Source organism: Pelagimonas phthalicica, from assembly GCF_004364805.1.
Lineage (GTDB): Bacteria > Pseudomonadota > Alphaproteobacteria > Rhodobacterales > Rhodobacteraceae > Pelagimonas > Pelagimonas phthalicica.
Genome location: NZ_SOAP01000003.1, coordinates 61,692 through 86,936, shown reverse-complemented (window position 1 = coordinate 86,936; position 25,245 = coordinate 61,692). Strand labels below are relative to the sequence as shown.

Sequence of the window (25,245 nt, the reverse complement as noted above, 5' to 3'; positions counted from 1 at the left end):
AACCGATTTAACAGGTGCAACTCTTTTCAGGCATAAAATCTGACGTATTTTTGCGATTTACCTGTGTTTCCGCGCTCACCCCTGCTGGTTTCAGACAGCCGGTCAGTTCATCGTCGACGGCAGCCAAAGAGAAATCGCAGGAAAGGCGACCAGCAAAATGATCTTGACCAGATCGGCGGCGATAAAAGGGAGGACACCCCGCATGATCCCGCTCAGTGGCTGGTCAGGTTGCAGATTTTTCAGGATAAAGAGGTTGATCCCGAAGGGGGGCGAGATAAGGCCAATCTCAACCACAACCAGCATCAAAATCCCCCAATGGAACACATCAAAGCCCAGCCCCATGACCAGCGGGGTCACCACGGGTACGGTGATGACCATGACTGCAAAGCTGTCCATGACCGCTCCAAGCAGCAGGTAAAACACCAAAAGCACAATCAGGATTGTCATAGGAGACGCATCCAAGCTGCCAATCGCATTCGCCACAAACTCGGTCGCTTGGCCAAGATTGACATAGAATGAAAAAATCAAAGCCCCGAAAATCAACCCATAGATCAGGGCGGTTGTTGCCGTCGTCTCTGACAGCACGCCCAGCAAACTGAAACGGTTCAAACGCCCGCGCGCGACGGCAAGGATAAAGGCCCCGACAGCTCCGACAGCCGCGCTTTCGGTGGCGGTAAACACCCCTCCGTAAAGACCACCAATGACGACGCCAAACAACAAGATGACAGGCGCGGCGGCCCACAGCGCTGGCAAAATGGGTTCCTTTTCCTCGGCCGTCTCAGGCGCGAAATCCGGGTTCAGCCGAAGCTGCACGAAAATCGCGGCAAAATACAAAAGCAGGGCCAGGATGGCAGGCACCATGGCAGCGATAAACAGGACGCCGATGGACTGTTCGGTCAACAGGGCAAACAGGATAATCGCACCAGACGGCGGTACCAGAGCGCCCAGAGTGCCCCCCGCCGCCACTGTGCCCGCCGCAAAAGACGGTGCATAGTTCCGTTTGGCCATCTCGGGCAGCGCGATCCGTCCAAAAGTTGCCGCCGTCGCAACGGAGGACCCGCTTACAGCGCCAAAACCTGCACAGCCTGCGACTGTTGCATAGGCCAGCCCGCCCTTGATCCGCCCAAGAAAGGCATTGGCCACGCGGTAAATGTCATCAGAAATGCCAGCGGCGACCGCAAAACTGCCCATCATCAGAAACATCGGCAAAGTAGCGACCTGCCAGTTGGTCAGGAATTCGACGGCATCATTGGCAAAAACCTTGCCGGTGGATTTCAAGCCCAAAACAATCGCCGTCCCCGCAAGCCCCAACAGGGCTGTCGCCGCGGATAGGGGGATCTGGCAAAGGACCGCGAGCCAGAGCAGCGCAAAGGCCAGGATGACAAACAGTCCCGGACGGCTCAGGCTGAGATCTTGCAAAGAGGGCAAATCGACGAAGGCCCAAACCGACCCTGCAATCACGACCGCAAAGAGCACAGCCACCATGGCCAGGCCGATCTTGGACGTCCTGGCAGCCGTGTTTTCCGGTCGGATGGCCAGGTCTTTAAGAACCTTCATCCCCTGAACAAAACAGGCAAGCCCCATGGCGATGGCGGCAAAGATATAGGTTGGGCCGAGAGGCCATTTCAGGATGAGCGTTTCACGCCCTTGGCTGAGAAAACGAAGACCGAGGGACCAAACATAAAAGGTCAAAGCCGCAAAGAATATGAACAGGGCAAGCGAACCGGCAACCGCAAGCAGGTGGGTCACCCGTGGTCCGAAATGGCGCGCCATCAGGTCGACCTTGAGGTTGACCCGTCGCGCGGCCCCTGCGGGCAGCGTCGCCGCAACCCCCATACCAAACATTTGCCCCATGATCTCGTTCAGCGCTGTGACGCCCCCCAGACCAGTGGCGCGTAGAACGACATCCACCACAATAACCATCGCCCCCGCCAAAAGGCCAAGAACAGCAATGCCAGAGATGAAACCCGTTATTCGATCAATAGTGCGATCAAGCGTGTCGAACCTGTTGGGAGTAATATGCGCATCAGTCATGGATCACTCCAACGGCGCGGCACCAGCCCGCCGACCCTTTGGCCACTTTGATGGGCAGCGCCATAAACTCAAACCCGGTCGATGGGAGGGTTTCCAGATTGGTGAGCTTTTCGATATGGCAATAGGCTTGCTCGGCTCCGGCTTTATGGCCTTCCCAAAACAGTGAATAGTCACCTGTTTCATTGATCTTGGCCATTTGCGAGGCCAGCGGCGCGTCCCAGCTCCAGGCATCGGTGCCACATACCCGCACACCGCGGGATGTCAGGTACAACGTTGCCTCGCGGCCCATGCCACAGCCCGCAGAAAGATAATCTGCCTGACCATAGCGCGCCCCTGCCCGGGTGTTGACCACAACGATGTCACCGGCCTGCAAGCTGTGATTGATCCGCGCAAGCTCTGCCTCGATATCTTGCGCGGTGACGACATATGCATCAGGGAAGTGACGGAAATCGAGCTTGACCCCAGGCCCCATGCACCAGTCGAGCGGTACCTGATCGATGGTGATCGCAGGTTCGCCGCCATTCATCGTGGGATGGTAATGCCAAGGCGCATCCAGATGGGTGCCATTATGGGTTGAAAGTGTCAGCCGTTCCGATGCGGGGCCCGCACCCTCAAGCTGCTTGTCAGCAGGCATCCCGAACATCTGTTCCATTTCCTGCGCACCAAACGCATGATCGAGATATTCGATCTGAGGGCGAAAGGGCGGGGGATCTGCGGGCGTCACATCGTCAATGGCGACCGACAGATCAATGATACGTTTTCCCATCTCTTACCCCATTTTCGGCGCGAGGCCTTCTGCCTCAAGCGCGGCTTGCATATCTGCCTCTTTTGCCAAGGCACGGCGCACAGCCGGGCGGGCATCCATCCGTTTGGCATGCGCCGCCCAATTCGGATATTGATCAGTCGGAAAGCCACCGCCATTGATGCGGAAGAACACCCAATAGATATAGGCATCCAGGATCGACCAGGTGTCGCCAAACCACCAATCTTTACCGTCAAGGGCGGTTTCGACGACAGCGGCCATAGGGTGCATGGCTTCGATCGCCTTGGCCTTGACCGAGGCAGTCGCCTCTGGCCCCTCGACCATGAACATCGGCACGCGCATGCGTGAAACGATGGGGTGCAAAGTGGCAGAGCAAAAAGCCAGATCAGCGGTGATCAACACCGCATCTCGCGCGGAGCTGGCCTTGGGCAAGAGCCCATCAAACTGCGAAGCCAGAAACAGCGCGATTGCCACGTTTTCAGTGATTGGCCCCGTCTCGGTCACAAGGCATGGCACCTTCCCTTTTGGGTTCAACGCCAGGTAATCGGGCTGCTTGTGTGCGCCTTGCATGAAACGGACGAGTTCGAGCTTATAGTCCGCCCCAGCCTCTTCGAGGGTAATGAGCGGAACCCGCGAACACGAACCGGGGGCCGCGAATAACGTAAACATACGTTCTCCCATCCGTTGGGTTAGATCGGTTGGCACATCAGGGCGATGGATTCACCGGTCAGTTGACCGGGGTCAAATGGGGGGATCTTGCCCATTTGCATGTCGCCAATCCGGATCGAGTTTTTCGCGATATATTCGACGCGCTCTGTTCTGCGCCGCTGAAACGCCTCAAAAGCTGCGCTAATCTCGTCTGCTTTTTCCAGTTCTTCGGCCAAGACCATTGCATCTTCGATGGCCATGCCCGCCCCCTGCGCCAAATGCGGCGTTGAGGCGTGAACGGCATCGCCAATCAGAACAACGCGGCCTTTGTACCAAGGTTGGTCCTGCAACAGGATCACCTCCATCGGGCGGGCAACGACCTCTTGATCATCGGTGATTTGCGCGACTAAATCGGTCAACTGCGGTGCCGCCAGTTTTGCGCGCTCCCGCATCGCGGCGGCCGATCCCTGAACATCCAGCATCATGCCTTCGGGTTCTTCGGATACGACAAACATATACATCAGCTCGTCGGTCATGGGGACAAGGCCCGCATTGCAAGGCCCGGCAAAGATCTGAATACCTTCAAGGTCTTTGGGGCGCGGCAGATTATAGCGCCAGACCCATTGGCCCGTATATCGCGGCATGGCAGCGTCCGGGAAAATCGCCTGACGCATTTGCGAAAACACACCATCCGCTCCGATCACAACGTCATAGCGCCCTTTGGTGCCATCGGAAAAACTCACGTCCACACCGCTGTCATCTTCGCTGAAATCGGAAATAGTCAGGCCAAGGCGCACTGTGGCCCCCAATCGTTTTGCCTCATCCCCCAAAACCTGTTGAAGATCGCGGCGGCGAATTCCGGCATTCGACGGGTACTGCTCACCAGCCAGACGTGGCGTATCGAATTTGGCCTGCTGCACGCCCTGAGGGCCAACAAACACGGTTGTGGTATCAAACCCCGAGGCTTTGGAAAGATAGGCGTCCAGCACCCCCAGCTCGCCCATAGCCCGTACAACATTCATCTGCTGAATGATGCCGACCCCGTAAACCGACCATTTTGGGTCACGTTCCGCGATCTCAACGGGATAGCCCTTGCGGCGCAGCGCAATTGCTGCCGTCAAGCCGCCAATACCGCCGCCGACGATGAGCACCGATGCCAAGTTCATTCCAAATCTCCTCCCGAGTTTTGAAAACATTACCCAACCATGTTGCATTTCAAAAATTGAAAGATGCAATCCGCACCATCGATTTGATGAATGCTCAATCTCGCTCAGACAGAATTAGAGCAGATTTTAGAAAGACGTCGCGCAACCAAATTATGCCGGGATCGTGGTCGCGATAGCTGTGCCACTGCATGTTCTGCTTGAAGGTTTCGAGTTCAAACGGCAGCTCATACTGAACCAAGGGCGTGGTCTTCATCGCCACTTTGGCCAGATGCGCGTGAACCGTCGCGATCCGGCCTGTGCCCGCCAAAAGATGCGGCAATGCCGAAAAGGAAAACGTGGTCAACTCTACATTTCGAGTGATCCCAAGATTATTCAGCACCAAAGATTCTGCTGGTTTCGCCCCCGCCGATGGCGGAATCATGATCGCATGGGGAGCCGCTTGGTAGAGATCAAGATCCATCTCAACATCCGCATAAGGGCCCTTGGCACAGGCCAGAACGACATATTTATCCTCATACAAAAGAGTGGACGGGTGGTTTGGCGAAATGAAGTGATCCGGCGTCACCAACAAATCCGCATCCCCACGCTCTAACATCAAAAAAGGCGTTTCACGTTGGGACAGCAGGTTCAGCTTGACCCGCGCGCCCTGCCTGTCCATCTCGGCGACGACAATCGGCATCAACACCCGCAAGGTGTAGTCGGACACAAGAATGTTGAAGGCCCGAGTCGAAATGGTCGGATCAAATTCCGGCTGGGTATCAATCGTCGCCTCGACCCGCACCAGAATGTCCCGGATAGCTGGCTGCATCGCTTCGGCACGCGGGGTAAGCTCCATGCGCTTTCCGACTTGCACCAGCAAAGGATCGTCAAAGTAGGTGCGCAGACGCGTCAACGCATTGGACATTGCCGATTGGCTCATGAACATCTTTTCAGCCGCCGCGCTGACAGATTGCAGAGCGAGCATGTGATCCAATGCGACCAGTAAATTCAGATCCAGTTTCTTGAACCGCATGTCAGTCTTCCTCTTCCCTTGGGCACGGCGCATTCATTCACACAATCAATGCAACGCATCCAGAATTACAATTTCATAAATGCTAAAGAACCTCCTAGCTTCAGGTCAACAAAATAAAAGGAGGGTCAAAATGCGAATTCTTGGACCTGATGAACTGATCTTTGGCGTTGATAATTTAGAAGCCAGCGCCGCCTTTTTGCGGGATTATGGCCTGGACGAAAGCGAACCGGGGCGCTTTCTGGCGCTGGATGGCACCGGGATTTCCATCAAGGAAAAACACGACCCGTCATTGCCCCCCCCGCTTCCGACAGCGACCATGTTGCGCCAAACGATCTGGGGCGTTGAAGACGATGACGCTCTGAGCGAAATCGAGGCAGAACTGTCAAAGGATCGCGAGGTAACCCGTCATGAGGACGGATCAATCTCGTGCAAAGATGACTCGAATTTTGAGATCGCCTTTCGTGTTACAAAACGCAAATTGCTCAATCTCCCCCCAGAGCTGATCAACTCACCGGGCGCTGAACCGGGGCGGGCCGCCAATGTCATTGGCGCGAATGAAGACGCCGAGGCCAAGCCACGCACCATGAGCCATATCGTGTTTTTCACACCTGATATGGAAAAGATGAGCAAGTTCTACATTGAACGCCTTGGGTTTGTCGTCACGGATCGGTTCACCAACACCGGCCCCTTCCTGCGCCCTCAATCCAATGACGATCACCATGTTCTCTTTATGATTCAAACCCCTGACTACATGCAGGGGCTAGAGCATGTCGCCTTTCACATGCAGGGCCCAACCGAGCTGATGCTTGCCGGGTCTCGCATGGTCAAAAAAGGTTACGAGAGTTTTTGGGGGCCAGGGCGGCACAAGTTTGGCTCGAACTGGTTCTGGTACTTTAATTCACCACTTGGCACCCATGTCGAATATGATGCCGACATGGACAAGCATGACGGCGAATGGATCGCACGCGAAGCACAATTGTCCAAGGAAGCATCCCAAATGTTCCTGTTTGAGAATGTAGAAAAATGGGCACCCGGCGGGCCGCCTCCCGGCAAGAAATGACAATCCTTTGCAAGCTCTTGGACATCCCTGATGGAGGCTCATTGGGGGTGTCGCCAAATGCGCGTGGACGAGACCAGATTGTCCTCATCCGCAAAGGCGCTGACGTCTTCGCCTATCGCAACAATTGCCCCCATTATGACCGAGCGCCGCTTGGCTGGAAAAAAGACGAATTCCTGAACAAGGACCAAAACCGCATTATGTGCGCGGCCCACGGTGCCTTGTTTCGCATCGAGGACGGGGAATGTGTCGTGGGGCCTTGTTTAGGGCAAAAACTGGAAAAACTATCTGTCGGCGTTATTGGCGATGACGTCGTTCTGAACGTTTCCTGAAACCGTTTGCGCCACCATTTCGCCAATCAATCCAACCTATTTGATAATAAAATTTTCCTTTTATTATCATTAAGATAGACTCCATTTAATTCAGCTCATGCGCGTCCAGGGAGGGGACAAGATCTTTGGATCGCGCGCCGCTGAATGGAACTTGGAGGACAATCAATGAAAACGTTTTTTGCGGCTGCTTTGGCGGTCTCTTTTGCTATGCCTGCCACTGTGATGGCCCAAGGCGGGCCACCGCAAGCAGTAAAAACACAGCAAAATCTGGGGGCCGCGGGCCTGCTCGGCTCTTTCTTTTCGGGGGCTCAATTTGGAACCACTCGGGCAAGGAGCGGCGAAAACGCCGCACGCCGAGGGGCTGCAGGTGCGCCAGGGGCAGCACAGAGCGGTTACAAGCACGAGACGGTCACCGCCTTGGGCCTCATCTCTGGCCGCAAGCTGTTGAACGATGGCGCATCGTATCTGACCTTTGGTGCATCCTTTAACAACAAGGAAGAACGCCCAAATCTGACGGATATCGATACGCAGATCCCGAGCATCGGGATTGGTTATCAAAACTTCTCAAACCAGAATACCGCCTATGCGGCCTATCTGACCTTTTCGTCCCGGGACTCTCGCGGGGAAACGGTTCACTCACGTCGCAAATACTATGAGCTGCGCTTTGATGTTGCCCATAAGTTCAGCGATCATTGGGGCGTTACTGGCCGCCTGGTACATACACGCGGTGACTTGAAGGTCGATGTGACCACCCCCTTTGGCGTGGTCGCAACCGTCGAGCCACAAACAGTTTGGTATGGTCAGGCGGAACTGGTTGGCAACTTCACCTCAGACGACGCGGGTTTCGTACCAAAGGGCTGGGTGCTGAACCCGATCCTGGGCATCTCCCATGACACCGAAATCACCGGCTCCTCGTCATCAACCAAAGATGTTGTCGAAAGCGGGTCGGTTTGGGCGAAAGCAACTCTAAGCAAATTGGCCGGCCCCGGAACCTGGTCCCCGAATTTCACCCTTGGGCTTGAGCATGAGTACCTGCAAGAAGGCGCAGAATTCATCGATGAGGACACCTATGGCATCATGGGGGCCGGGCTGACACGGCGCGATAAAAAGGGCAACGCGATCAATGTCGTCTTTGAACGTCGACAAGGGTTCAACGGCAATCGCGTCAGCAATGTGCTGGTCACCGGCTACTCGTTCAACTTCTGACGATATCAAGGTACAACGCAAAAAGGGGCGGTCAAACCGCCCCTTTTCTATATGGTGTATAGCTCAGGCCTTTGTCACGGTCTGGGCAATTTCGCCAAACAAGGGGGACCCGTCTTTGGCGCGGCATTCCATGCGGATGTGATCGCCGAACTCCAGAAACGGCATCTCGGGCGCGCCTGTATCGATCATTTCAATCGCCCGCCGTTCCGCGATGCAAGCAGAGCCGACCTCCCGACAATTCTCGTTCGAAACGGTGCCGGACCCGACAACCGTTCCAGCGGGCAAGGCGCGGGAATAGGCAGCATGGGCGACAAGCTGATCAAAGCCGAACCCCATATCATATCCCTGCGGTGCGCCGAGTTTCTCACCCTTGATTTCAACGGTAAGCGGCAGGTCAACACGCGCATCCCGCCAAGCTTCACCCAATTCGTCCGGGGTAAGCGCGATCGGCGCAACGGAACAAGCGGGTTTGGTTTGCACCCAGCCAAAACCAGTCTTCATCTCTGGCGGCCCCAGTTTGCGAAGCGACCAGTCGTTGATCTGCACAAGCAAGGCAATATGGGGCAAGGTATCGGTCGTACCCATCGGCACTGCTGTTGTAATCAGCCCAAACTCGCCTTCAACATCAATCCCGTCATCCTCGGTCGGAAAGGGGATATCCTCGGAACCGGAATAAAACCGGTCCGACACCCCCTGATACATCAATGGCTTGCCGGGGATTTTCTCGGCCTTCACCTTATAGGCAGCGTCCATCAGGGCCCCGTGGCTGTCAAAGGCCGATCCATCCAACCATTGCCAGGCCCGCGGCAAGGGGGCCAGCGCCTGAGACATGTCAAAAGCCTGCCCCCCACCCTGATTCAGGCGTGCATATTCCTTTTCCAGGTCAGGCTTCAGCGCATCCCAGTTTTCCAGCGCCGCTTGCAAGGTCATGGCGACCTCACTGGGCATACACCGCGCATTATCGCGGCTCACTACGTGAAGTCGGCCATCCGGCGTGCCATTCGGAAGCGTCGCAAAGCGCATTTGATTTCCTTTCTTTAAAAGGCGGAGGCAACAAGCGCGTCAACGTCCTCGTCTCGCGAAAACCCAAGCTTGTCAGCCGTTTCAGTGATCAGATCAGGAGACTGACCGAACAGGGCCACAGCCTCTGCTTCGGGCTCAAACCGGATCGAGGATGCGCTGTCTGGGAACCGCCGCCTCAGCGCCTCAACCAATTCGCCATAGGTCACGGCCAAAGCTGGCAGCGTAAAGGCACGGTTCGGGCCAAGATCAGGCACAAGGGCCCCATGCACAAAATTCTTGGCGACGTTATCGACGGATGCGAGCCATGTTTTATTGTCTGGTGCCACCGGCAACACAATGTCTTCACCGCGTTTCACGCAATAGAACAGTCGCGACATGAAAGCCGATTTCAAGGCCGCCGATGCCCCATCCCGGGCCATTACCCCAGACGGGCGCAAAGAGACCGCGTCAAGCCAGCCCCGTTTGGCGAAATTCGAAAGCGCGACTTCGATCATGACCTTATGCGCCCCGTAAACCATGCTTGGCCCCAGGGGCGTGTCATCCGTCATCGGGTCCGGGAGCGGTTTTCCATAGGCCGCAATTGTCGAGGCAAAGACAAAGCGCGTCGTCCGGGCCTGATCCTTCAGGAACTCCATCAGGTCCAGCGTCGCATCCACATTTACCCTGCGGGCCAATTGCGGGTCCTGCTCAGCAGCGCCGCCCAGGATGGAGGCGAGGTGGATCAACGCATCGACCCCATCCAAGGCAGGTTGCAGCACCGCCGGATCCGAAAAGTCACCGCGATACAGGGTCGTTTTCTCCGCTTCAACAAGCCCCGCCCGATCTAGTGCCGTGATCTCGGTTACGGCACCTTCGGCTCTTAGAAGCGCGACCACTTTCGCGCCCACAAAACCACCCGCTCCAATGACCGCGACTTTCATGGTGCCACCTTTGAGCGAGCAAAGGGATCGGCCATTCCAACAAGGTCAGAAACTTGTTTGGTCGCATGCTTAACCGTTTCTTTCATCACATCCCTCCCCCCTTGGGTTTACCAACCCAGCAACGGCAGCCCAGAAACCGGGGCGTTGAAATAAGGAATGCGCGTGCCTTGCAGAGAGCCGAGATAGACCGTTTTCAAATCGGCACCACCAAAGGTCAAAGACGCCATCCAGCGGCACACATCGCCCCCTGCTGCCCCCATCAATTCCGGCGTAACCGTGCCTGCCTTCCAGGCCGCATCCAGGGCCGCCAGCGCATCAGCGTCACCGCCCAGATCCAGAATGGTCAGCACATCGCCCTCTGGTGTGATCGCAACAAGGCGATCCGCCATGATGAGCGTTGTCCACAAGTTGCCGTAAGCATCAAAGGCAATGCCATCGTTAAAGCCGCCAAGGTTTGATGGGCCATAAATCTCCCGATCAACCAACGCGTCACCTTGCACACGAAACCGCGTAACATTGCGCGCCGTGGTTTCAGCGACATAAAGCCATTCCTCATCCGCATCGAAACGCAGTTCATTTGTGCCGCAGAGATTGTCGGCTACAATCCGTGCACCCTTCTCGTCGATCAAGGCGATATAGCCGTCCCGCGAGTTGGTTTTGACGTGATCCGTCCATGGCAGCATGGTTGTCGTGACCGTCAGCCACAAACGCCCCTTGCGGTCGCGGGTCACAAAATTGGCCTTGCCGATCCGTTGCCCGTCAATGTTATCCAGCAGAGTGACCGTCTCACCCGAACGGGTCATCTTTTCCAGACGCTCCGTGCCCCAATTTGCGATGAGGAAATCGCCGTTTTCGTCCAAGGCAAGCCCATTGGGCAGGCTGCCCTCGGCCATAACCAACCGCTCGGTAAAGCCGGATTTTTGATTGGGCATATCCTGATCCTGCAGGATCAAGGATTGTTGCCCATCTGGTGCGATCTTCATGATCCCACCGCGCCCGTCTGCAACCCAAAGCGTCCCATCTCTTTCGGCCAAGATGCATTCCGGACGCTCAAGATCCTGACCTATGAATTTCAGATCCTGCGGGTCGACCTGAAAACCGATGAGGGGGTTTTGCATATTAAGGCTCCAACTCTAGGGGCGTTACGGGCTCCGCCAAACCTAAAACGCCGATAGGTTGGCCGGCAGGGCCATGAACCGGGCGCGTTTGGTCAGCATTGTTTTGGAAACGAACCGTCACCGCGTTCAATCCGTATGACCGCCAAGCGTTTCAGCCACCCAATCGACGATATAGGCACCTGCATTGGCCGAGTTATCAAAACTGGAATGCTGCACGCCGCCCGTCCGTTCATCAAAGATTTTCAGCTCGCGCTTGGGGCTGTTCACCAATTGGTCATAGGTTGCATGTGCCCATTTCAACGGGATCTGACTGTCATGCTTGCCATGGGTGACAAGAAACGGAACCTTGATCCGGTCCAGAACGCCATGAAGATGCATCTTCTCGGCCTTTTCCATGAATTCGTCATCGGTTTCCGCCCCAAAGACCCAGCGGACATGTGACCAGTAATGCGGTACGGGGAAGTCGCCCTCGGCCTCTTTGCGGCGCTTTTGAACGTCACGCCAATCGTGGTTGGCACCCCAGATCACCCCCATGGCGAAACGAGGTTCAAAGGCCACGGCGCGCGGGCAGTAATACCCACCCAGCGAAACCCCTTCGCAGCCAATACGTGACGGATCGACATCTGCGCGTGTCTCAAGATAATCGACGATCTTAGACGCCCAATGTTCGCTGTCATATCGCGCCGTCAGGTTTCGCAAGCGCAGCGCGTCACCTGTTCCCGGCTGGTCAACCACCAATGACGCGACACCACGCTGCGCCAACCAGCGCGGAAGCCCGACAAGGAACTTCATCTCTTTGGTGCTGTCCAATCCGTTCAGTTGCACAAGCACAGGCTGCGGGCCGTCGACATTTTCAGCCGGGTAAAAAATCCCCGTCAGATAGCTGTCCCCATAGGGAATTTGCACATGCTCGGCTTTGGAATGGATCAGCTCCAGCCCTTTGTAGAACGTGTCATAGAATTTTTCATAAAGCGCGACACGGCCCTCCGATCCATGCGCCAACAACCGCTCGGCCGTCAGCATATAGTTTCCGGCCCGCACCATTTTGTCGCCTGCTGAAATCTTGCGGCCTTTCTCCAGATCTTCTTGGGCGAGCGACACCAGTTTGTCAGCCATGGTCACCCAGGTCTGACGAAAGGCGGCTGTCCCCTCGGCATCCTTGGCTTTCGCTGCCTCGGCGAGTGGCCCACACATCTCCTGGATCTCGCCCATGCGAGCCCCCATTTCGATAGATAGATTCACGGACAAATCCCAAACATAGTTGGTGGGGAAAAAGCGAAACATCGGACCTCCTCAAGCTCGGCTTGCGATCTGTCTAACCTGTCCCAATGCATTGAAAAAATTGTATTTCAAAATCCAAAGTATTGATGTGATGAATGACCCCTCTCCTAGGCACAAAAAAGGACCGCCTACAGGGGCGGCCCTTCAGCTCGACAGGTTTCGATTTATTTCGCGGTGTCCAATTCCTGCAAAAGCGCATCAACCAATGGTTGGCCACCGGGCATATTCTCAGCAAAGCTGCCCAGGATCTCATCCCCGACATAGCCGATAATGCCTTGCACCTCCTCCGGCGACATTTCAGAGAATGTGTGCCCCTCCGAATTCTTGTATTTGTTCATCGCTCCGGCATTCCAATTATCGACAAACACGCCCAGCTCTCTTGACGTGTCACAGGTCGTGTGGGCGTCAATGACCGCCTTTGCCTCGTCTGACAGCGCCTCATAGCTTTCTTCGGTCATAAAGACCGCGCCCAGCGCACCGCCAAGCGGCGCAACGTAATGATGTTTCAGCACATCGCCCAATTTGAACGCCGGGAAAGCCGTGAAGGACATGACCATGCCGTCAGCGGTGCCGCGTTGCAGCGCCTCATAGGCTTCGGTGATTTGCACTGACAAAGGCGTGCCGTCATTGCCCTTGGTGATCTCCACCGCCGGAGGTGACGTGGCAATAACATTCAGGCCAGCCATCGAGCGCAAGCCATTGTCGATAGGCGTTTCCGTCGTATGAAAGGACGATTGCGGGAAGTTGGCAAACATCAGAGGTTTCAACCCCTCATAATCCGCCCCAAACGCCCCTTTCTCAAACATGCGACAAGCGGCCAGAGACCCTTGCTCCGACGATTCCACAAAGAACGGGATTGTCATGACCAAAGAGTTGGTGAACTTGCCTGGGTTAAAAACCGACATGCCCCAAACGATATCAACCACGCCATCAACAACCCGGTCATAATAGTTCGTGTGGTTGGCCAAAGTCGGCCCATGGCGCAAATTGATCTCAAGAGAACCACCCGCGGCCACGTTCACATCTTCAACCCATTGCTCGAAAAAGCGATTGATCGGAACGGGTTCCGCGTTTGTGCTTGCAAAGGTGAGTGTCTCGGCCTGAGCGGCCAGTGGTGCCAACGCCGTAAGACCGAGCAGTGCGATTTCTTTGATGGTCATGCATGTCCTCCCTAACATCACGATATGTGATTTTCGAAAAACGTAGACTCGACTCACCAATTCAGAAAATTGTTTTTGTGAACTCGATTCATTGACGGGATCAATGCAAAAGTGGCCTGAAGACACAATATAGGCCCTCTGCTGACCTCTTTCGCTTCGGCAGGTCTAACAGACGGAGAACAGCTTACACATTGATCCAAAAGCAAAAACCCGCCTTGAGGCGGGTTTTGATGGCGGACCGAGGAGGATTCGAACCCCCGACCCCCTGATTCGTAGTCAGGTACTCTATCCAGCTGAGCTATCGGTCCGTGAGGGGTGGATTTAGAGTTAGTCGCGCAGGAGCGCAAGAGGCAATTTCACTTTTTATGTGATTTTTCCCATCGGCAGTCGAATTGCAAAAACCGTGCCGGTTTCGTCGCTGCGCTCAAGCGTCAATTCCCCGCCATGTCCGCGGATCAGCTCATGCACAATCGCAAGCCCCAGGCCTGACCCGCCTTTGCGCACCCCGCCTTGAAAGGCTTGGAACAGGTGCTCCTTGGCCTTGGGGGGCAGACCCGGGCCGGTATCGGTCACCGTGATGATCCAATCCTCATCCATGGCTGTCGCCCTGACACCAATCTCACCAGGTTTGCCGCTGGCCACGATGGCCTGACGGGCATTGCGAATGAGATTGCCCAGCGCTCGGTACAGCTGTTCGGGGTCGGCACGCACCATCATGCTGGTCGGGATGTCTTCGGAAATCGAAAGCTCCGCATCTCCAACGGCCAAACGTTCTGCATCAATAACTTCGCAAGCCAGATTGGACAGGTTGAACAAGGTCAGTGTGGGCGCCGGTTCTTCTGCGCGACCAAAGGCCAGGGTGTTTTCGCATAAGGATACGGCCCTGGTGATCGAATTCACCAGCTTGGGGGCCATTCGTTTCACCGTCGGATCTTCGGACATTTCGATCCGGTCCGTAAACAGCTGTGCCGCCGTCAGGATGTTACGCAAATCATGGCTCACCCGCGCGACAGCTCCACCAAGTTGGGCAAGCCGATCTTTTTGCTTCAAGGCCTGGGTCAATTGGGTTTGCAGATCATGCAAGGCCACCTCGGCCTCGCGCAATTCACGCACGCCTGCGGATGGTTCGATGATCTGGCGCGCATCTTCTGGGGCAGCAGAATAAGACATCATATGCCCGATCACGCCCTTGATGGGTTTCACCAGCAAGATACGCACGGCACCAAACAGCAGGATCGCCGTGATGACTGAGATCACGGCGGACAGAACCAGAATATTCAGACCATAATCAATCATGGCGCGGCGCAACCCCGCCGTGTCCATGGTCACTTCGATCTGCTGGCCAGCGTCGAGTGACGGGTTGCCAATCACCCGAATGACCCTTGGTTCTGGGTCAAGCAGGCGCATCATGGCATCCCGGATCAAAGGCATCGCCGTCGCCCCGCGCAAATCAAAGCTTTGCGAGATTTCCTTAGGCATGGGAGAGGACAGCATCAATTCGCTGACCTCATCCCGGCGCAGGGCGACGTTGAACACCCCGGCATTCTTGAGCAGCTCGCTTTCCAACTCTTCGGTCAGCATGTCATCGGCCAACAAGGCCAATGACGCAATCTGCGCCCGTTCCAGACGTGAAATCAGGTAGTCCTCGCGGAAACGCGCGACGGAAGGCACAAAGATCATGACCTCGGCCAGCATCACAAAGATGGTGGTGAGGATAAGGAAACGACCTGAGAGAGAGTTCAGCATTTAGGGCAGCCAGCGTTGCACAAATCGGACGACCTTTTTGACTGTGTCGTTTTCAAACAGCCTGGGCGAGAAATAGGCCCCCGCCACCCGCTTGTTCATTTCCGCCACGGTCGGATAGGGCGCAACCATGTTGGAAACCGCACTCATTTTCAAGCCGTTGGCGATGGCAAGGCTCCAGGTCGAAATCAACTCGCCCGCTTGATAGCCCGCAACCGAAGCGCCGACCGGTTTACCTTTGACGACCATGACCTTGATCAGGCCGTTGGTTTTACGTTCTGCGATGGCGCGGTCATTATGGTGATAGTGGAAGCGGGCAACTTCCAACTTTTCCCCATATTCGGCGCGCGCCTGCGCCTCGGTCAGGCCAACCTGGGCTAGCTCGGGGTCGGTATAGGTCGCCCAAGGGATATGTTTGGTGCTGGCTTTGGCAGGCAGACCAAACAGGGCCGAGCGAATAATAATACCGGCGTGGTAGCCCGCCACGTGGGTGAATTGCAGGCCACCTGCCGCGTCGCCGATGGCATAGATCTTTTTGTTGGTCGTGCGCAGGCTATCATCGACTTTGACGCCAGTGCGCGTGGTCTCAATCCCCGCCTTATCGAGGTCAAGCTTGTCAATATTGGCTTTGCGCCCCACGGCCATCAGCAAATGAGTGCCTTTAAACGTGCGACCATCCTGAGTTTCCACCTCAATCGCGCCAGCCTCACCGCGGATCTCTTTGGCCAGCGCATCCTCGGCAATCTCCACCCCTTCGGCGCGCAGGTTATCAAGAACGACCTCAGCCATCTCGGGATCATCTTTGCCCAGCGCCTTGGCCCCTTCGATCACGGTCACCTTGGACCCCAGCCGCAAATGCGCCTGCGCCATTTCCATACCAATAGGACCACCCCCGATCACCAACAGGTGCTCAGGCCGTTCTCGCAACTCCCAAAGGGATTCATTGGTCAGGTAGGGGACCGAGTCCAAACCGGGAATCGGCGGAACCAATGGCGAGGATCCGGTCGAGATCACAATGCGACGTGCCTTGATCCGGTATTCAGCCGCCTCAACCTCATTGGCCGAGACAAAGCGGCCATATTCGCGGATCACCCGAACACCAAAACTCTCAAACCGCTCCTGGCTGTCGACCGGCTCAATCGTGGCGATCACATCATTCACGTGATCCTTGGCAGCAGCGTAATCCACCTGCGGCACCACATTGGCGACACCGTAATCCTGCGCATGGGTCATACCAAAGGCGGCTTTGCCGCTGGCAATCAGCGCCTTGGAGGGAACACAGCCATAGTTCAGGCAATCCCCGCCCATCTTATGCCCCTCAAGCAGGGTAACATCCGCGCCCATCTGGGCTGCACCAGCGGCGGTGGACAAACCACCCGAACCCGCGCCGATAATCAAAAGATCTGTCTTGATGGTTTCCATGATTACAGATCCTTCTTACCGCGCAAAGCCTTGATAACGATGGGCATGGCCGACAGGGCAGCAAGGCCAAGGATCGGGCCGATGATATGTGGCTCAAAGATAATGCCCAGATCCGGGGTTTCACCGCGGGCAAAGACTTCGCCAAGCCCCGCCCCAACCGAGGTGTAGACGACGGTGCCCGGAATGATGCCGAGAAAGGTCGAGATCACATAGCGGTGCAGCGGCACTTCTAGGAAGGACGGGATCAAGTTGGCCAAAAAGAACGGTACAGCTGGAACCAACCGGATCAGGAACAGCATAGACCACTGATTCTCGTCGATACCGTCTTTGATCTGTTTGACCGCCCCGTCGGAATTCTCCAACCGCGCCCCCAACCGGTCGCCCAAGCCCCAACGGGCGGCCAGAAAGATAGCGGTTGCGCCGATTGTCGCTGCGGTGACATTGATCAGCGACCCGGTCGCCGTGCCAAACAAGAAACCGCCTGTCAGTGTGGCGGCCGAGGCACCGGGAAAGGAAAAGGCGACAATGGCCACATAGGCCAGACCAAAGACTGCGAGCGTCAGGACGAAATTGCTGTCGCGAAACGCCAGCAACGCCTCGCGATTGTCACGCAGGGTTTCAAAGCTAAGATAGTCTTTAAGGGTAAAGGCCCCGATCGTGGCAATTACGGCAATCGCGACGATGGGAAGGTATCTGCGAATCGAACTGGGGGGCGTTTGGGTCATGTCGCTCATAATCTGTGGGGCTTTCTTTGTTGCTTGTGCACAGAACATGCGCATCTTGGCGGTGCAACAACAGGGACCTCACATCCGGTTGATCAGCAGTTATCGCCAGCGTGAGAAATTCAGGTTAATATTGCCAGAGTGAAACATTCCAACGCGCTTTTGAGGGTAAAATGTTGCAAGAACACCCCGATTGGCGTTTGACATACCCCGATCACCTGCCTATAGCACGGGCTTCAGTCACCACTGGTCCGGCGAATCCGCGCCATAAGACCAATGATCGGAGTAGCCGCTATGAAACGCACTTTTCAGCCGTCGAACCTCGTTCGCAAGCGCCGTCACGGTTTCCGTTCGCGCATGGCCACCAAAGCTGGTCGCAAGATTCTGAACGCCCGCCGCGCGCGTGGCCGCAAGAGCCTGAGCGCGTAACTCCCGAGGCTTCGCAGATGGCGAAGCTCGACGAGCGTCTTCAAAAGGCCGCCTCGGTTGACCCGCAGGCGGCTCTTTTGACGTTTACAATCCTGCAAAAACGCAGCGATTTCCTGAAAGCCGCCCGCGCCAAACGTGCGCCCTGCCCGGCTTTTCTGGTGCAAGCACGCAAACGCGCACCGGGTGAGGCATCGGGCATTCGCGTCGGGTTCACTTGCTCGAAAAAGGTGGGCAATGCCGTGGCGCGAAACCGTGCCAAACGCCGCCTGCGTGAAATCGCGCGGGACGTTTTGCCGGAATTTGGCCAGGACGGTTGGGACTATGTGTTGATCGGCCGAGCCGAGAAAACCGCAACGCATGATTTCATGTCTATGCAGAACGATCTGAAACGCGCCCTGCGCAAGGTCCACGCATGAGCCCCTTTGCCCATATCGTTGCTTTGCCAGTGCGCGCCTATCGCCTGATCTTCTCGCCATGGGTTGGCCATGGCTGCCGTTATCACCCGACCTGTTCGGCCTATTCTCTCGAAGCGTTAGAAAAACATGGCGCGCTCAAGGGCACGTGGTTGACGATCCGGCGCCTTGCCCGCTGTCACCCTTGGGGCGGCAGTGGAATCGACAACGTTCCACCCGTCAAGAATGGCAGCTGTAGCTGTTCAGATTCCAAACACGAATCCTGAATCCCAACATCCTTTCAAACGCAAGAATCCAACGCCAACCATCGGCAGGTTCTGGCTGAGCCGCGTCATGGCTCTTGTCGGGCAAACCCTTGCCGAGGCGTCGTGCAGGGTCTTGCCGATGGCAGAAACCCGCCACGGGTCTTCGCGGCAATTCGCCGGGATTTTCGGCGTAAACCCGCAGGTCACCAGCAAGGCACCGCCACAGGCAAACCCTTGCTTTAAAATCACTTTCCCAGATATTGCCGCTCTTCTCACTTCCTGTTTTCCATCTAGGCGTCGTCACCAAGGCGACCAATTATTTGGAGAAACCAAAATGAAAACCACTCATATCCTCGCCGCCACCCTGCTGCTTTCCGCTGCTGGACAGGTTCAGGCGCAGACCGTCGTCGAAGATCTGGACGCATCTGGCGGTTTGTCTCTGAAGGAATTGCAGGCGGCCTATGCCGACCTGACCGAGGAACAGTTTGTGCTGCTGGACACGGATGAAAGCGGCGAAGTGTCCCTCGAAGAGCTGGCCGCCGCCCGCGAGGCTGGCCTGATCGCCGAATAACCCATGTGCGGGCTGGGTCACGGCCAGCCCGCATACCCCGCGCCTGAAAGATTGCGTAAGCGCGCAGATGGCGCTAAGGCCTGCGCATGTTCGACAATGCCGACGATATTCACCCGCTCTTCTACGGTGCGCCCAAAACCACCGAGTTCAAAAAGCTGCGCAAGCGGATCGTGCAAAATGTGCGCGAGGCCGTCGATCAATATGGCATGATCGAAGAAGGGGCCAAATGGCTGGTCTGCCTGTCTGGCGGCAAAGACAGTTATACGCTTTTGGCTGTACTTTATGAGCTGAAATGGCGCGGTTTGTTGCCGGTCGAATTGGTGGCCTGCAATCTGGATCAGGGTCAGCCGGGCTTTCCGGCGACGGTCCTGCCGGAATTTCTGGAAAAGATGGAAGTGCCCCATCGCATTGAATATTCCGACACCTATTCCATCGTCATGGACAAGATCCCGCAGGGCCGCACCTTTTGCGCGCTGTGTTCTCGTCTGCGCCGTGGCAACCTGTATCGCATTGCCCGCGAAGAGGGTTGCAGCGCCGTTGTGCTTGGCCACCACCGGGATGATATTCTCGAGACCTTCTTTATGAACCTGTTTCACGGTGGGCGTTTGGCCACCATGCCGCCCAAGCTTTTGAACGAAGAGGGTGACCTGTTTGTTTACCGCCCCCTCGCCCATGTCGCCGAGGCCGATTGCGAGCGATTCGCCAGGGCGATGAACTATCCAATTATTCCCTGTGACTTGTGCGGATCACAGGATGGATTGCAGCGCCAACAGGTGAAACAGATTCTCGATGGTTGGGAAAAGAACAGCCCAGGACGGCGCAATGTGATGTTCAAAGCCCTTATGAATATACGTCCTTCGCATATGCTCGACCCGAAACTCTTTGATTTCCCGGGTCTGATGCGCGACCTGAACGTGGATAATTCGAACGAATAGAATCGCTTTTGTTAAGAGCCGAGTTACCGATTGCCTCTAATTTCCCTGTGAAGGTTAGGGAAAGGACAGGCAATGAAAATGGCCGCAAACGCGTATCTGGGCAGGCTCCGGTTGGTTCTGCACCGCGCTCTGAACGGGCCTCAGGCTTTGGCGTTCCTTCCTGCTCTGGCTCTGGCAGCTTTTTGGCTGGGGGGCGAGGCATTGTTGATCGCTGTGGCGCTTGGCCTGCCTGCTTTGATCCTGCTGACCGGCAATTTTTCCGTTCCCGACAATGCCTCCCCGGAAACCGCCGGGATAACGGATGTTGTGAACAATCTCACCGCAAACAAAATGGCAGAATCGGCCATGTCTCAGGCGCGTAGCGCCAGCTTGGCCTGTGCCTGTATCCTGGTTGAGGTTGATGGGTTGGATGAAATCGCCCAGCGTGGCGGTGATTCAGCCGCCGAGTCGATGCGCGACCTGACCCTGAACCGCCTGCGCAACACCCTGCGTCGCGATGATCGCGCCGTCAGGATGAGCGATAGCCGTTTCCTTATCCTCTTGGCCCCTTCGATCCGTTTGGATCTTGAGGCTTTGTTACAGCTTTCAACGCGTCTGCAGACCAGCGTGGAAGAGCCAGCTTCGCTGGAAAATTCCATGCGTTACCTGTCCGCGTCGATTGGATTTTGCGGCAGCCCCCGGCTCGCCGATGATGCGACCGGGGCGCAAATGCTGGAGGCGGCGCAGGTCGCCCTAACCGAAGCCGTCAAAAACGGCCCGTCTGCAATCCGCGCCTGGTCTGAAAACATGCGCGCCGCCCATAAGGAACAGCAAAACCTCAAGACCGAGGTCGATCGCGCCCTTGCCAATGGTCAGATCCAACCATGGTTCCAACCGCAAATCTGCACATCGACCGGCAGTATTACAGGTGTTGAGGCTTTGGCACGCTGGATTCACCCCGAAAAGGGTATCGTGCCACCCGCGCAGTTCCTGCGCGTCCTGGAAGAATCAGGTCGGATGGAACGTTTGGGTGAGGTGATCCTCCAACACAGCCTGACCGCCCTGCGCAGTTGGGATCAGGCCGGATTGGACATCCCTCGTGTCAGCGTCAACTTCTCGGATTCTGAACTCCGCGGCACAAATCTGGTACAAAAGATCCAGTGGGAACTGGACCGTTTCGGCCTGACGCCACCTCGGCTGGGCATCGAAGTGCTCGAGACCGTGATTGCAGGTTCACCAGAGGGCATCGTAGCACGCAACATCGTCGCCTTGGGTGAAATGGGCTGCCATATCGATCTGGATGACTTTGGCACCGGGCATGCCTCAATCACCGCACTGCGCAAATTCAAAGTGCACCGTTTGAAAATCGACCGTAGCTTTGTCACCCGTGTGGATCGCGACGAGGATCAACACCGTATGTTGGCCGCTGTTCTTGGCATGGCAGATCGCTTGGGGCTGGAAACCTTGGCCGAGGGTGTCGAAAGCGTCGGCGAACATGCCCTGCTGTCGCAACTCGGCTGTGACCACGTTCAGGGCTTTGGCATTGCCCGCCCAATGCCTGCCGATCAACTGATCGATTGGGCACGCGACCACGCCGACAGGATCGCTGGCGCACAACGTCTGGGCCGTGGTGCCACCTGAAACCGGGACCAAATTCAGAAAAAACCTATCAAGCTTGATCAACTTTGCGCCTGAACGCCTCAGATCAGGCGAATCCCCTTGACCTTTGGGCCATGTGACGCTTGAACCCTCCGGTGAACTTGAACGGATAATACGGCGGGCCCTATGGACGAGCAAAACAAGAACCTGTTTCTTGCAACGGCACTCAGCTTTGTGGTGATCTTGGTTTGGTTCGTCCTGTTTCCACCGCCCGAACAACCGCCTGAAGATCCCAACGCCCCTGTCGCCGTCGAAGGGCAGCCGCCCGTCGCAACGGGTGACGTCGCCGCGGCCCCTACTGCCGCTCCGGGCACTGCCCCAGCGCAACCAGATGCCGAGGCCGATACCAAGGACGCCCCGCGCGTCGCGCTGAGCACCGACCGCCTGGAAGGGTCTATTTCTCTTGTCGGCGGTCGCATCGATGACCTGCGTTTGAAAGATTATCGCGTCACGATCGAAGAAGATTCCGAAATCGTTCAATTCCTGAGTCCGGTTGGCTCGGAAAACCCCTATTACGCGCTTTATGGCTGGGCACCGGGGGCCGGGTTGCAGTTTGACGACGTGCCCGGTGCCAATACCGAATGGCGTGTTGAGACTGGCGAAACCCTTGGCCTGAACGCGCCGGTTATCCTGCGTTGGGACAGCCCCACCGGCCTGATCTTCCGCCGCAGCATCGCGATTGACGAGAACTACATGTTCTCAGTGACGCAAAGCGTTGAGAACCCGGGGCAAGACACCGTGTCTTTGGCCCCTTACGGGATCCTCGCCCGCCACGGTGAGCCACAAGATCTGAAGAACTTTTTCATCCTGCACGAAGGCGCGCTGCAAATGACTGACGGCATCCTTGAGATGACCGATTACAGCGACATGCCGGATCTGGACGTTGATTCTGGCGAACGCGCACCCGCCCTGACCCAACAGGTGACCGAAGGTGGCTGGGTTGGCTTTACCGATCACTATTGGATGTCGGTGCTGATCCCGCAGCAAGGCTCCGGTTTCTCTTCCGTCATCAAATACGAGCCAAACCGCGATATTTACCAAAGCCGCGCCATGATGCCGACCATCACCCTGGCAGCCGGTCAAACCCAGCAAGTGACAACCCAGCTTTTCGCAGGGGCCAAGGAATGGGAAACCATCCGCGCCTATGAAAAATCAGGCATTGACGGGTTCATTAACTCGATCGACTGGGGCTGGTTCTCTTTTCTGACCAAGCCGATCTTTACAGCCCTACACTGGCTGAACGCGGCTATCGGCAATATGGGCTGGGCGATCATCGGTTTGACCCTGCTGATCAAGGCGATCCTCTTCCCGCTGGCTTATAAATCTTATGTCTCCATGGCCAAGATGAAGGAGCTGCAGCCTGAGATGGAGAAGATCAAAGAGCGTGCCGGCGATGACCGTGAGAAGCTACAAAAAGAGATGATGGCGCTCTACAAAAAGGAAAAGGTCAATCCGGCCTCTGGCTGTTTGCCGATCCTGCTGCAGATCCCGATCTTTTTCTCGCTTTACAAGGTGATCTTTGTCACGCTGGAACTGCGGCACGCCGCATGGCTTGGCCCATTCAACGACCTGTCGGCCCCTGACCCGACCTCGATCTTCAACCTCTTTGGCATCTTCCCCTGGGCGGGTCCCGAAGCTGGTTCGATCCTTGCGCTGGTCTTTATCGGCATCCTGCCTTTGCTCTTGGGTATCTCCATGTGGCTGCAGCAAAAACTGAACCCAGCACCCACCGATCCAACTCAGCAGATGATCTTTGCCTGGATGCCATGGGTGTTCATGTTCATGCTGGGTGGCTTTGCCTCGGGTCTGGTCGTGTACTGGATCGCCAACAACACCATCACCTTTACGCAGCAATATCTGATCATGCGCAGCCAGGGCTTTAAGCCTGACATTCTGGGCAATATCAAAGCCAGCTTTAAAAAGGCGGAGAAACCGGAGACCAAATGACCGGTGAGTTGAAAGAAATCTGGCGCTTTCCCATCAAGGCCCATGGCCGGGAAGCGTTAAACAAAGTGAGCCTGACCGCTGGTCAGGCTCTTCCTTATGATAGGCAATGGGCTGTGGCGCATGAGGCGTCAAAGGCGGATGGCAGCAAATGGGTGCCTTGTTCGCAGTTTTCCCGCGCGGCCAAGGCTCCGGGTTTGCAGGCGATTTCCGCCAAGCTTGACGAGGCGAGCGAGCGTATGACGCTGTCGCATCCCGACCTGCCCGATCTCGAATTTGATCCCAATACCGAAGGTCAAAAGCTGATCGATTGGGCCGGGCATTTTGTGCCTGAAAACCGCCCGCAATCGGTGGCCGTGATCCGTTCTGCGACCGTTGCCTTTACCGACAGCCACTTCCCTTCGGTCACAATTGGTAACATGTCGTCGCACCGCGCCGTGTCGCAACGCGCCGGGCAGGATCTTTCGATCCATCGCTGGCGCTGTAACCTGTGGATCGACGGTCTGGCCCCATGGGAAGAATTTGATTGGATCGGCAAAGAGATCCAGATTGGCGACGCTGTGTTCCATGTCGAAGAGCCCACCACCCGTTGCCTGGCCACCCATGCCAACCCCGAGACCGGCAAACGTGATGTTGACGTTCTGGCAACGCTTGATCATTGGGGGCATCAGGACTTTACCGTCATGACCAAAGTGGTCCGGGGCGGAGACATTCAACCCGGAGACAAGGTAAAGGTGCTGTGATGGATCAACTGCCTTTCCCCTTGGTCGACGAGCCCGAAGACGCGGAACGCGAAGCGGCGCGCAAGCTTTTTGCGGGCGAAGTCGATTTTCTCAAAGGCGTCGTCGCTATGGACGGGTTGCCACCGGATGACCGGGCCGAGGTGTGCTTTGCCGGTCGATCCAATGTCGGTAAATCCAGCCTGATCAACGCCTTGACCGGTCGCAAGGGGCTGGCGCGCGCATCCAATACGCCGGGGCGCACACAGGAAATCAACTATTTCACCCTGGCCACCGATCATTATCTGGTCGACTTGCCTGGCTATGGCTTTGCCAATGCGCCGGTCGCGGTTGTCGAGAAATGGCAGCGATTGCTCAAGAACTATCTGGCGGGCCGCGCCTCTTTGCGCCGCGCCTTTGTGCTGATCGATTTCCGCCATGGGGTGAAAAAGGTCGATGAAGAAATCATGACCTTGCTCGACCGCTCTGCGGTGACATTCCAAGTTGTGCTGACCAAGGCCGATAAGGTCAAAGCCAAGGATCATGACAAGGTTTTGGCGCAGGTGCGCAATGTTCTCGCGAAACACCCAGCCGCCTATCCCGAAATGGTGTTGACCAGCAGCGAAAAGGGCGAAGGTATCGCAACCCTGCGCACCATTATCGCTGGATTGAAGTAACGCCAGGGCAATAGGGGCTCTGCCCCGCCCCGAGCACGCTCGGGACTCCCCGGGATATTTGGGGCCC

The 25,245-nt window shown here is 56.4% G+C and carries 25 protein-coding genes and 1 tRNA gene; 12 read left to right on the top strand and 14 right to left on the bottom strand.

The genetic code is table 11. The annotated features are described in order from the left end of the window. Positions 1-102: 102 nt before the first annotated feature. From CLV87_RS18545 to CLV87_RS18525, 5 genes are all read right to left on the bottom strand, one after another. On the bottom strand, positions 103-2,034 hold the full coding sequence (locus CLV87_RS18545; RefSeq protein WP_099248546.1) for a TRAP transporter large permease: 1,932 nt from the start codon (positions 2,032-2,034) through the stop codon (positions 103-105). Then, positions 2,027-2,800 carry a cyclase family protein gene (locus tag CLV87_RS18540; protein ID WP_099248544.1) on the bottom strand — a complete coding sequence of 258 codons (774 nt, stop codon included), beginning with the start codon at positions 2,798-2,800 and terminating at the stop codon, positions 2,027-2,029. Before CLV87_RS18540 ends, CLV87_RS18545 begins: the two co-directional genes overlap by 8 nt. A 3-nt stretch (positions 2,801-2,803) precedes the next feature. Next, on the bottom strand, positions 2,804-3,466 hold the full coding sequence (locus CLV87_RS18535; protein ID WP_099249320.1) for a glutathione S-transferase family protein: 663 nt from the start codon (positions 3,464-3,466) through the stop codon (positions 2,804-2,806). Positions 3,467-3,486: 20 nt separating this feature from the next. Then, positions 3,487-4,611, bottom strand: a complete 1,125-nt coding sequence (locus CLV87_RS18530) for an FAD-dependent oxidoreductase (RefSeq protein ID WP_099248542.1) — start codon at positions 4,609-4,611, stop codon at positions 3,487-3,489. 94 nt (positions 4,612-4,705) lie between these two features. After that, positions 4,706-5,623, bottom strand: a complete 918-nt coding sequence (locus tag CLV87_RS18525) for a LysR family transcriptional regulator (protein ID WP_099248540.1) — start codon at positions 5,621-5,623, stop codon at positions 4,706-4,708. 130 nt (positions 5,624-5,753) lie between these two features. On the opposite strand from CLV87_RS18525, the gene CLV87_RS18520 reads away from it, so the two are divergent. The 3 genes from CLV87_RS18520 (at position 5,754) to CLV87_RS18510 (ending at position 8,218) form a co-directional block, all read left to right on the top strand. Further along, on the top strand, positions 5,754-6,683 hold the full coding sequence (locus CLV87_RS18520) for a VOC family protein (RefSeq protein ID WP_099248538.1): 930 nt from the start codon (positions 5,754-5,756) through the stop codon (positions 6,681-6,683). Next, positions 6,647-7,012, top strand: coding sequence for a Rieske (2Fe-2S) protein (locus CLV87_RS24385; protein WP_370739651.1), 366 nt, complete (start codon positions 6,647-6,649; stop codon positions 7,010-7,012). The genes CLV87_RS18520 and CLV87_RS24385 overlap by 37 nt, the downstream gene beginning before the upstream one ends. 165 nt (positions 7,013-7,177) lie before the next feature. Then, positions 7,178-8,218 (top strand): hypothetical protein, encoded by a 1,041-nt coding sequence (locus CLV87_RS18510; RefSeq protein WP_099248534.1) that lies wholly within the window; start codon positions 7,178-7,180, stop codon positions 8,216-8,218. A 63-nt stretch (positions 8,219-8,281) separates the two neighbouring features. Here the strand turns inward: CLV87_RS18510 and CLV87_RS18505 are convergent, their stop codons facing one another. From CLV87_RS18505 to CLV87_RS18465, 9 genes are all read right to left on the bottom strand, one after another. Further along, positions 8,282-9,241, bottom strand: coding sequence for a fumarylacetoacetate hydrolase family protein (locus tag CLV87_RS18505; RefSeq protein ID WP_099248532.1), 960 nt, complete (start codon positions 9,239-9,241; stop codon positions 8,282-8,284). A gap of 14 nt (positions 9,242-9,255) precedes the next feature. Beyond that, complete coding sequence (locus tag CLV87_RS18500; RefSeq protein WP_099248530.1) at positions 9,256-10,161, bottom strand: NAD-dependent epimerase/dehydratase family protein; 906 nt, start codon at positions 10,159-10,161, stop codon at positions 9,256-9,258. A gap of 107 nt (positions 10,162-10,268) precedes the next feature. Further along, positions 10,269-11,279 carry an SMP-30/gluconolactonase/LRE family protein gene (locus CLV87_RS18495; protein WP_099248528.1) on the bottom strand — a complete coding sequence of 337 codons (1,011 nt, stop codon included), beginning with the start codon at positions 11,277-11,279 and terminating at the stop codon, positions 10,269-10,271. Between the two features lie 126 nt (positions 11,280-11,405). Beyond that, positions 11,406-12,491 carry an alpha/beta hydrolase family protein gene (locus CLV87_RS18490; protein WP_235871992.1) on the bottom strand — a complete coding sequence of 362 codons (1,086 nt, stop codon included), beginning with the start codon at positions 12,489-12,491 and terminating at the stop codon, positions 11,406-11,408. 233 nt (positions 12,492-12,724) lie between these two features. Then, positions 12,725-13,720 carry a TRAP transporter substrate-binding protein DctP gene (gene dctP / locus CLV87_RS18485; protein WP_166652794.1) on the bottom strand — a complete coding sequence of 332 codons (996 nt, stop codon included), beginning with the start codon at positions 13,718-13,720 and terminating at the stop codon, positions 12,725-12,727. Positions 13,721-13,951: 231 nt separating this feature from the next. Further along, positions 13,952-14,028, bottom strand: a tRNA-Arg gene (locus CLV87_RS18480). A 55-nt stretch (positions 14,029-14,083) separates the two neighbouring features. Then, positions 14,084-15,466 carry a sensor histidine kinase gene (locus CLV87_RS18475; protein WP_099248522.1) on the bottom strand — a complete coding sequence of 461 codons (1,383 nt, stop codon included), beginning with the start codon at positions 15,464-15,466 and terminating at the stop codon, positions 14,084-14,086. Beyond that, positions 15,467-16,885: a dihydrolipoyl dehydrogenase family protein gene (locus tag CLV87_RS18470; protein ID WP_099248520.1), complete on the bottom strand. Its 1,419-nt coding sequence runs from the start codon at positions 16,883-16,885 to the stop codon at positions 15,467-15,469. 2 nt (positions 16,886-16,887) lie between these two features. After that, positions 16,888-17,619: a TVP38/TMEM64 family protein gene (locus CLV87_RS18465; protein WP_099248518.1), complete on the bottom strand. Its 732-nt coding sequence runs from the start codon at positions 17,617-17,619 to the stop codon at positions 16,888-16,890. A 282-nt stretch (positions 17,620-17,901) separates the two neighbouring features. Here CLV87_RS18465 and rpmH point away from each other — a divergent pair, with 282 nt between their 5' ends. The 9 genes from rpmH (at position 17,902) to yihA (ending at position 25,178) form a co-directional block, all read left to right on the top strand. Continuing rightward, positions 17,902-18,036, top strand: coding sequence for a 50S ribosomal protein L34 (gene rpmH / locus CLV87_RS18460; protein WP_072775959.1), 135 nt, complete (start codon positions 17,902-17,904; stop codon positions 18,034-18,036). 17 nt (positions 18,037-18,053) lie between these two features. Next, positions 18,054-18,452, top strand: a complete 399-nt coding sequence (gene rnpA, locus CLV87_RS18455; RefSeq protein WP_099248516.1) for a ribonuclease P protein component — start codon at positions 18,054-18,056, stop codon at positions 18,450-18,452. Continuing rightward, positions 18,449-18,715, top strand: a complete 267-nt coding sequence (gene yidD, locus CLV87_RS18450; protein ID WP_099248514.1) for a membrane protein insertion efficiency factor YidD — start codon at positions 18,449-18,451, stop codon at positions 18,713-18,715. Before rnpA ends, yidD begins: the two co-directional genes overlap by 4 nt. A 313-nt stretch (positions 18,716-19,028) precedes the next feature. Continuing rightward, positions 19,029-19,265, top strand: coding sequence for an EF-hand domain-containing protein (locus CLV87_RS18445; RefSeq protein WP_099248512.1), 237 nt, complete (start codon positions 19,029-19,031; stop codon positions 19,263-19,265). 86 nt (positions 19,266-19,351) lie between these two features. Then, positions 19,352-20,200 carry a tRNA 2-thiocytidine(32) synthetase TtcA gene (gene ttcA, locus CLV87_RS18440; protein ID WP_099248510.1) on the top strand — a complete coding sequence of 283 codons (849 nt, stop codon included), beginning with the start codon at positions 19,352-19,354 and terminating at the stop codon, positions 20,198-20,200. A 72-nt stretch (positions 20,201-20,272) separates the two neighbouring features. Beyond that, on the top strand, positions 20,273-21,820 hold the full coding sequence (locus tag CLV87_RS18435; RefSeq protein ID WP_099248508.1) for a putative bifunctional diguanylate cyclase/phosphodiesterase: 1,548 nt from the start codon (positions 20,273-20,275) through the stop codon (positions 21,818-21,820). Positions 21,821-21,964: 144 nt separating this feature from the next. Further along, positions 21,965-23,785, top strand: coding sequence for a membrane protein insertase YidC (yidC, locus tag CLV87_RS18430; protein WP_099248506.1), 1,821 nt, complete (start codon positions 21,965-21,967; stop codon positions 23,783-23,785). Continuing rightward, a complete protein-coding gene (locus tag CLV87_RS18425; RefSeq protein ID WP_099248504.1) occupies positions 23,782-24,525 on the top strand; it encodes an MOSC domain-containing protein in 744 nt (247 codons plus the stop codon). Before yidC ends, CLV87_RS18425 begins: the two co-directional genes overlap by 4 nt. Then, complete coding sequence (yihA, locus tag CLV87_RS18420; RefSeq protein ID WP_099248502.1) at positions 24,525-25,178, top strand: ribosome biogenesis GTP-binding protein YihA/YsxC; 654 nt, start codon at positions 24,525-24,527, stop codon at positions 25,176-25,178. Before CLV87_RS18425 ends, yihA begins: the two co-directional genes overlap by 1 nt. The last annotated feature ends 67 nt before the right edge of the window (positions 25,179-25,245 follow it).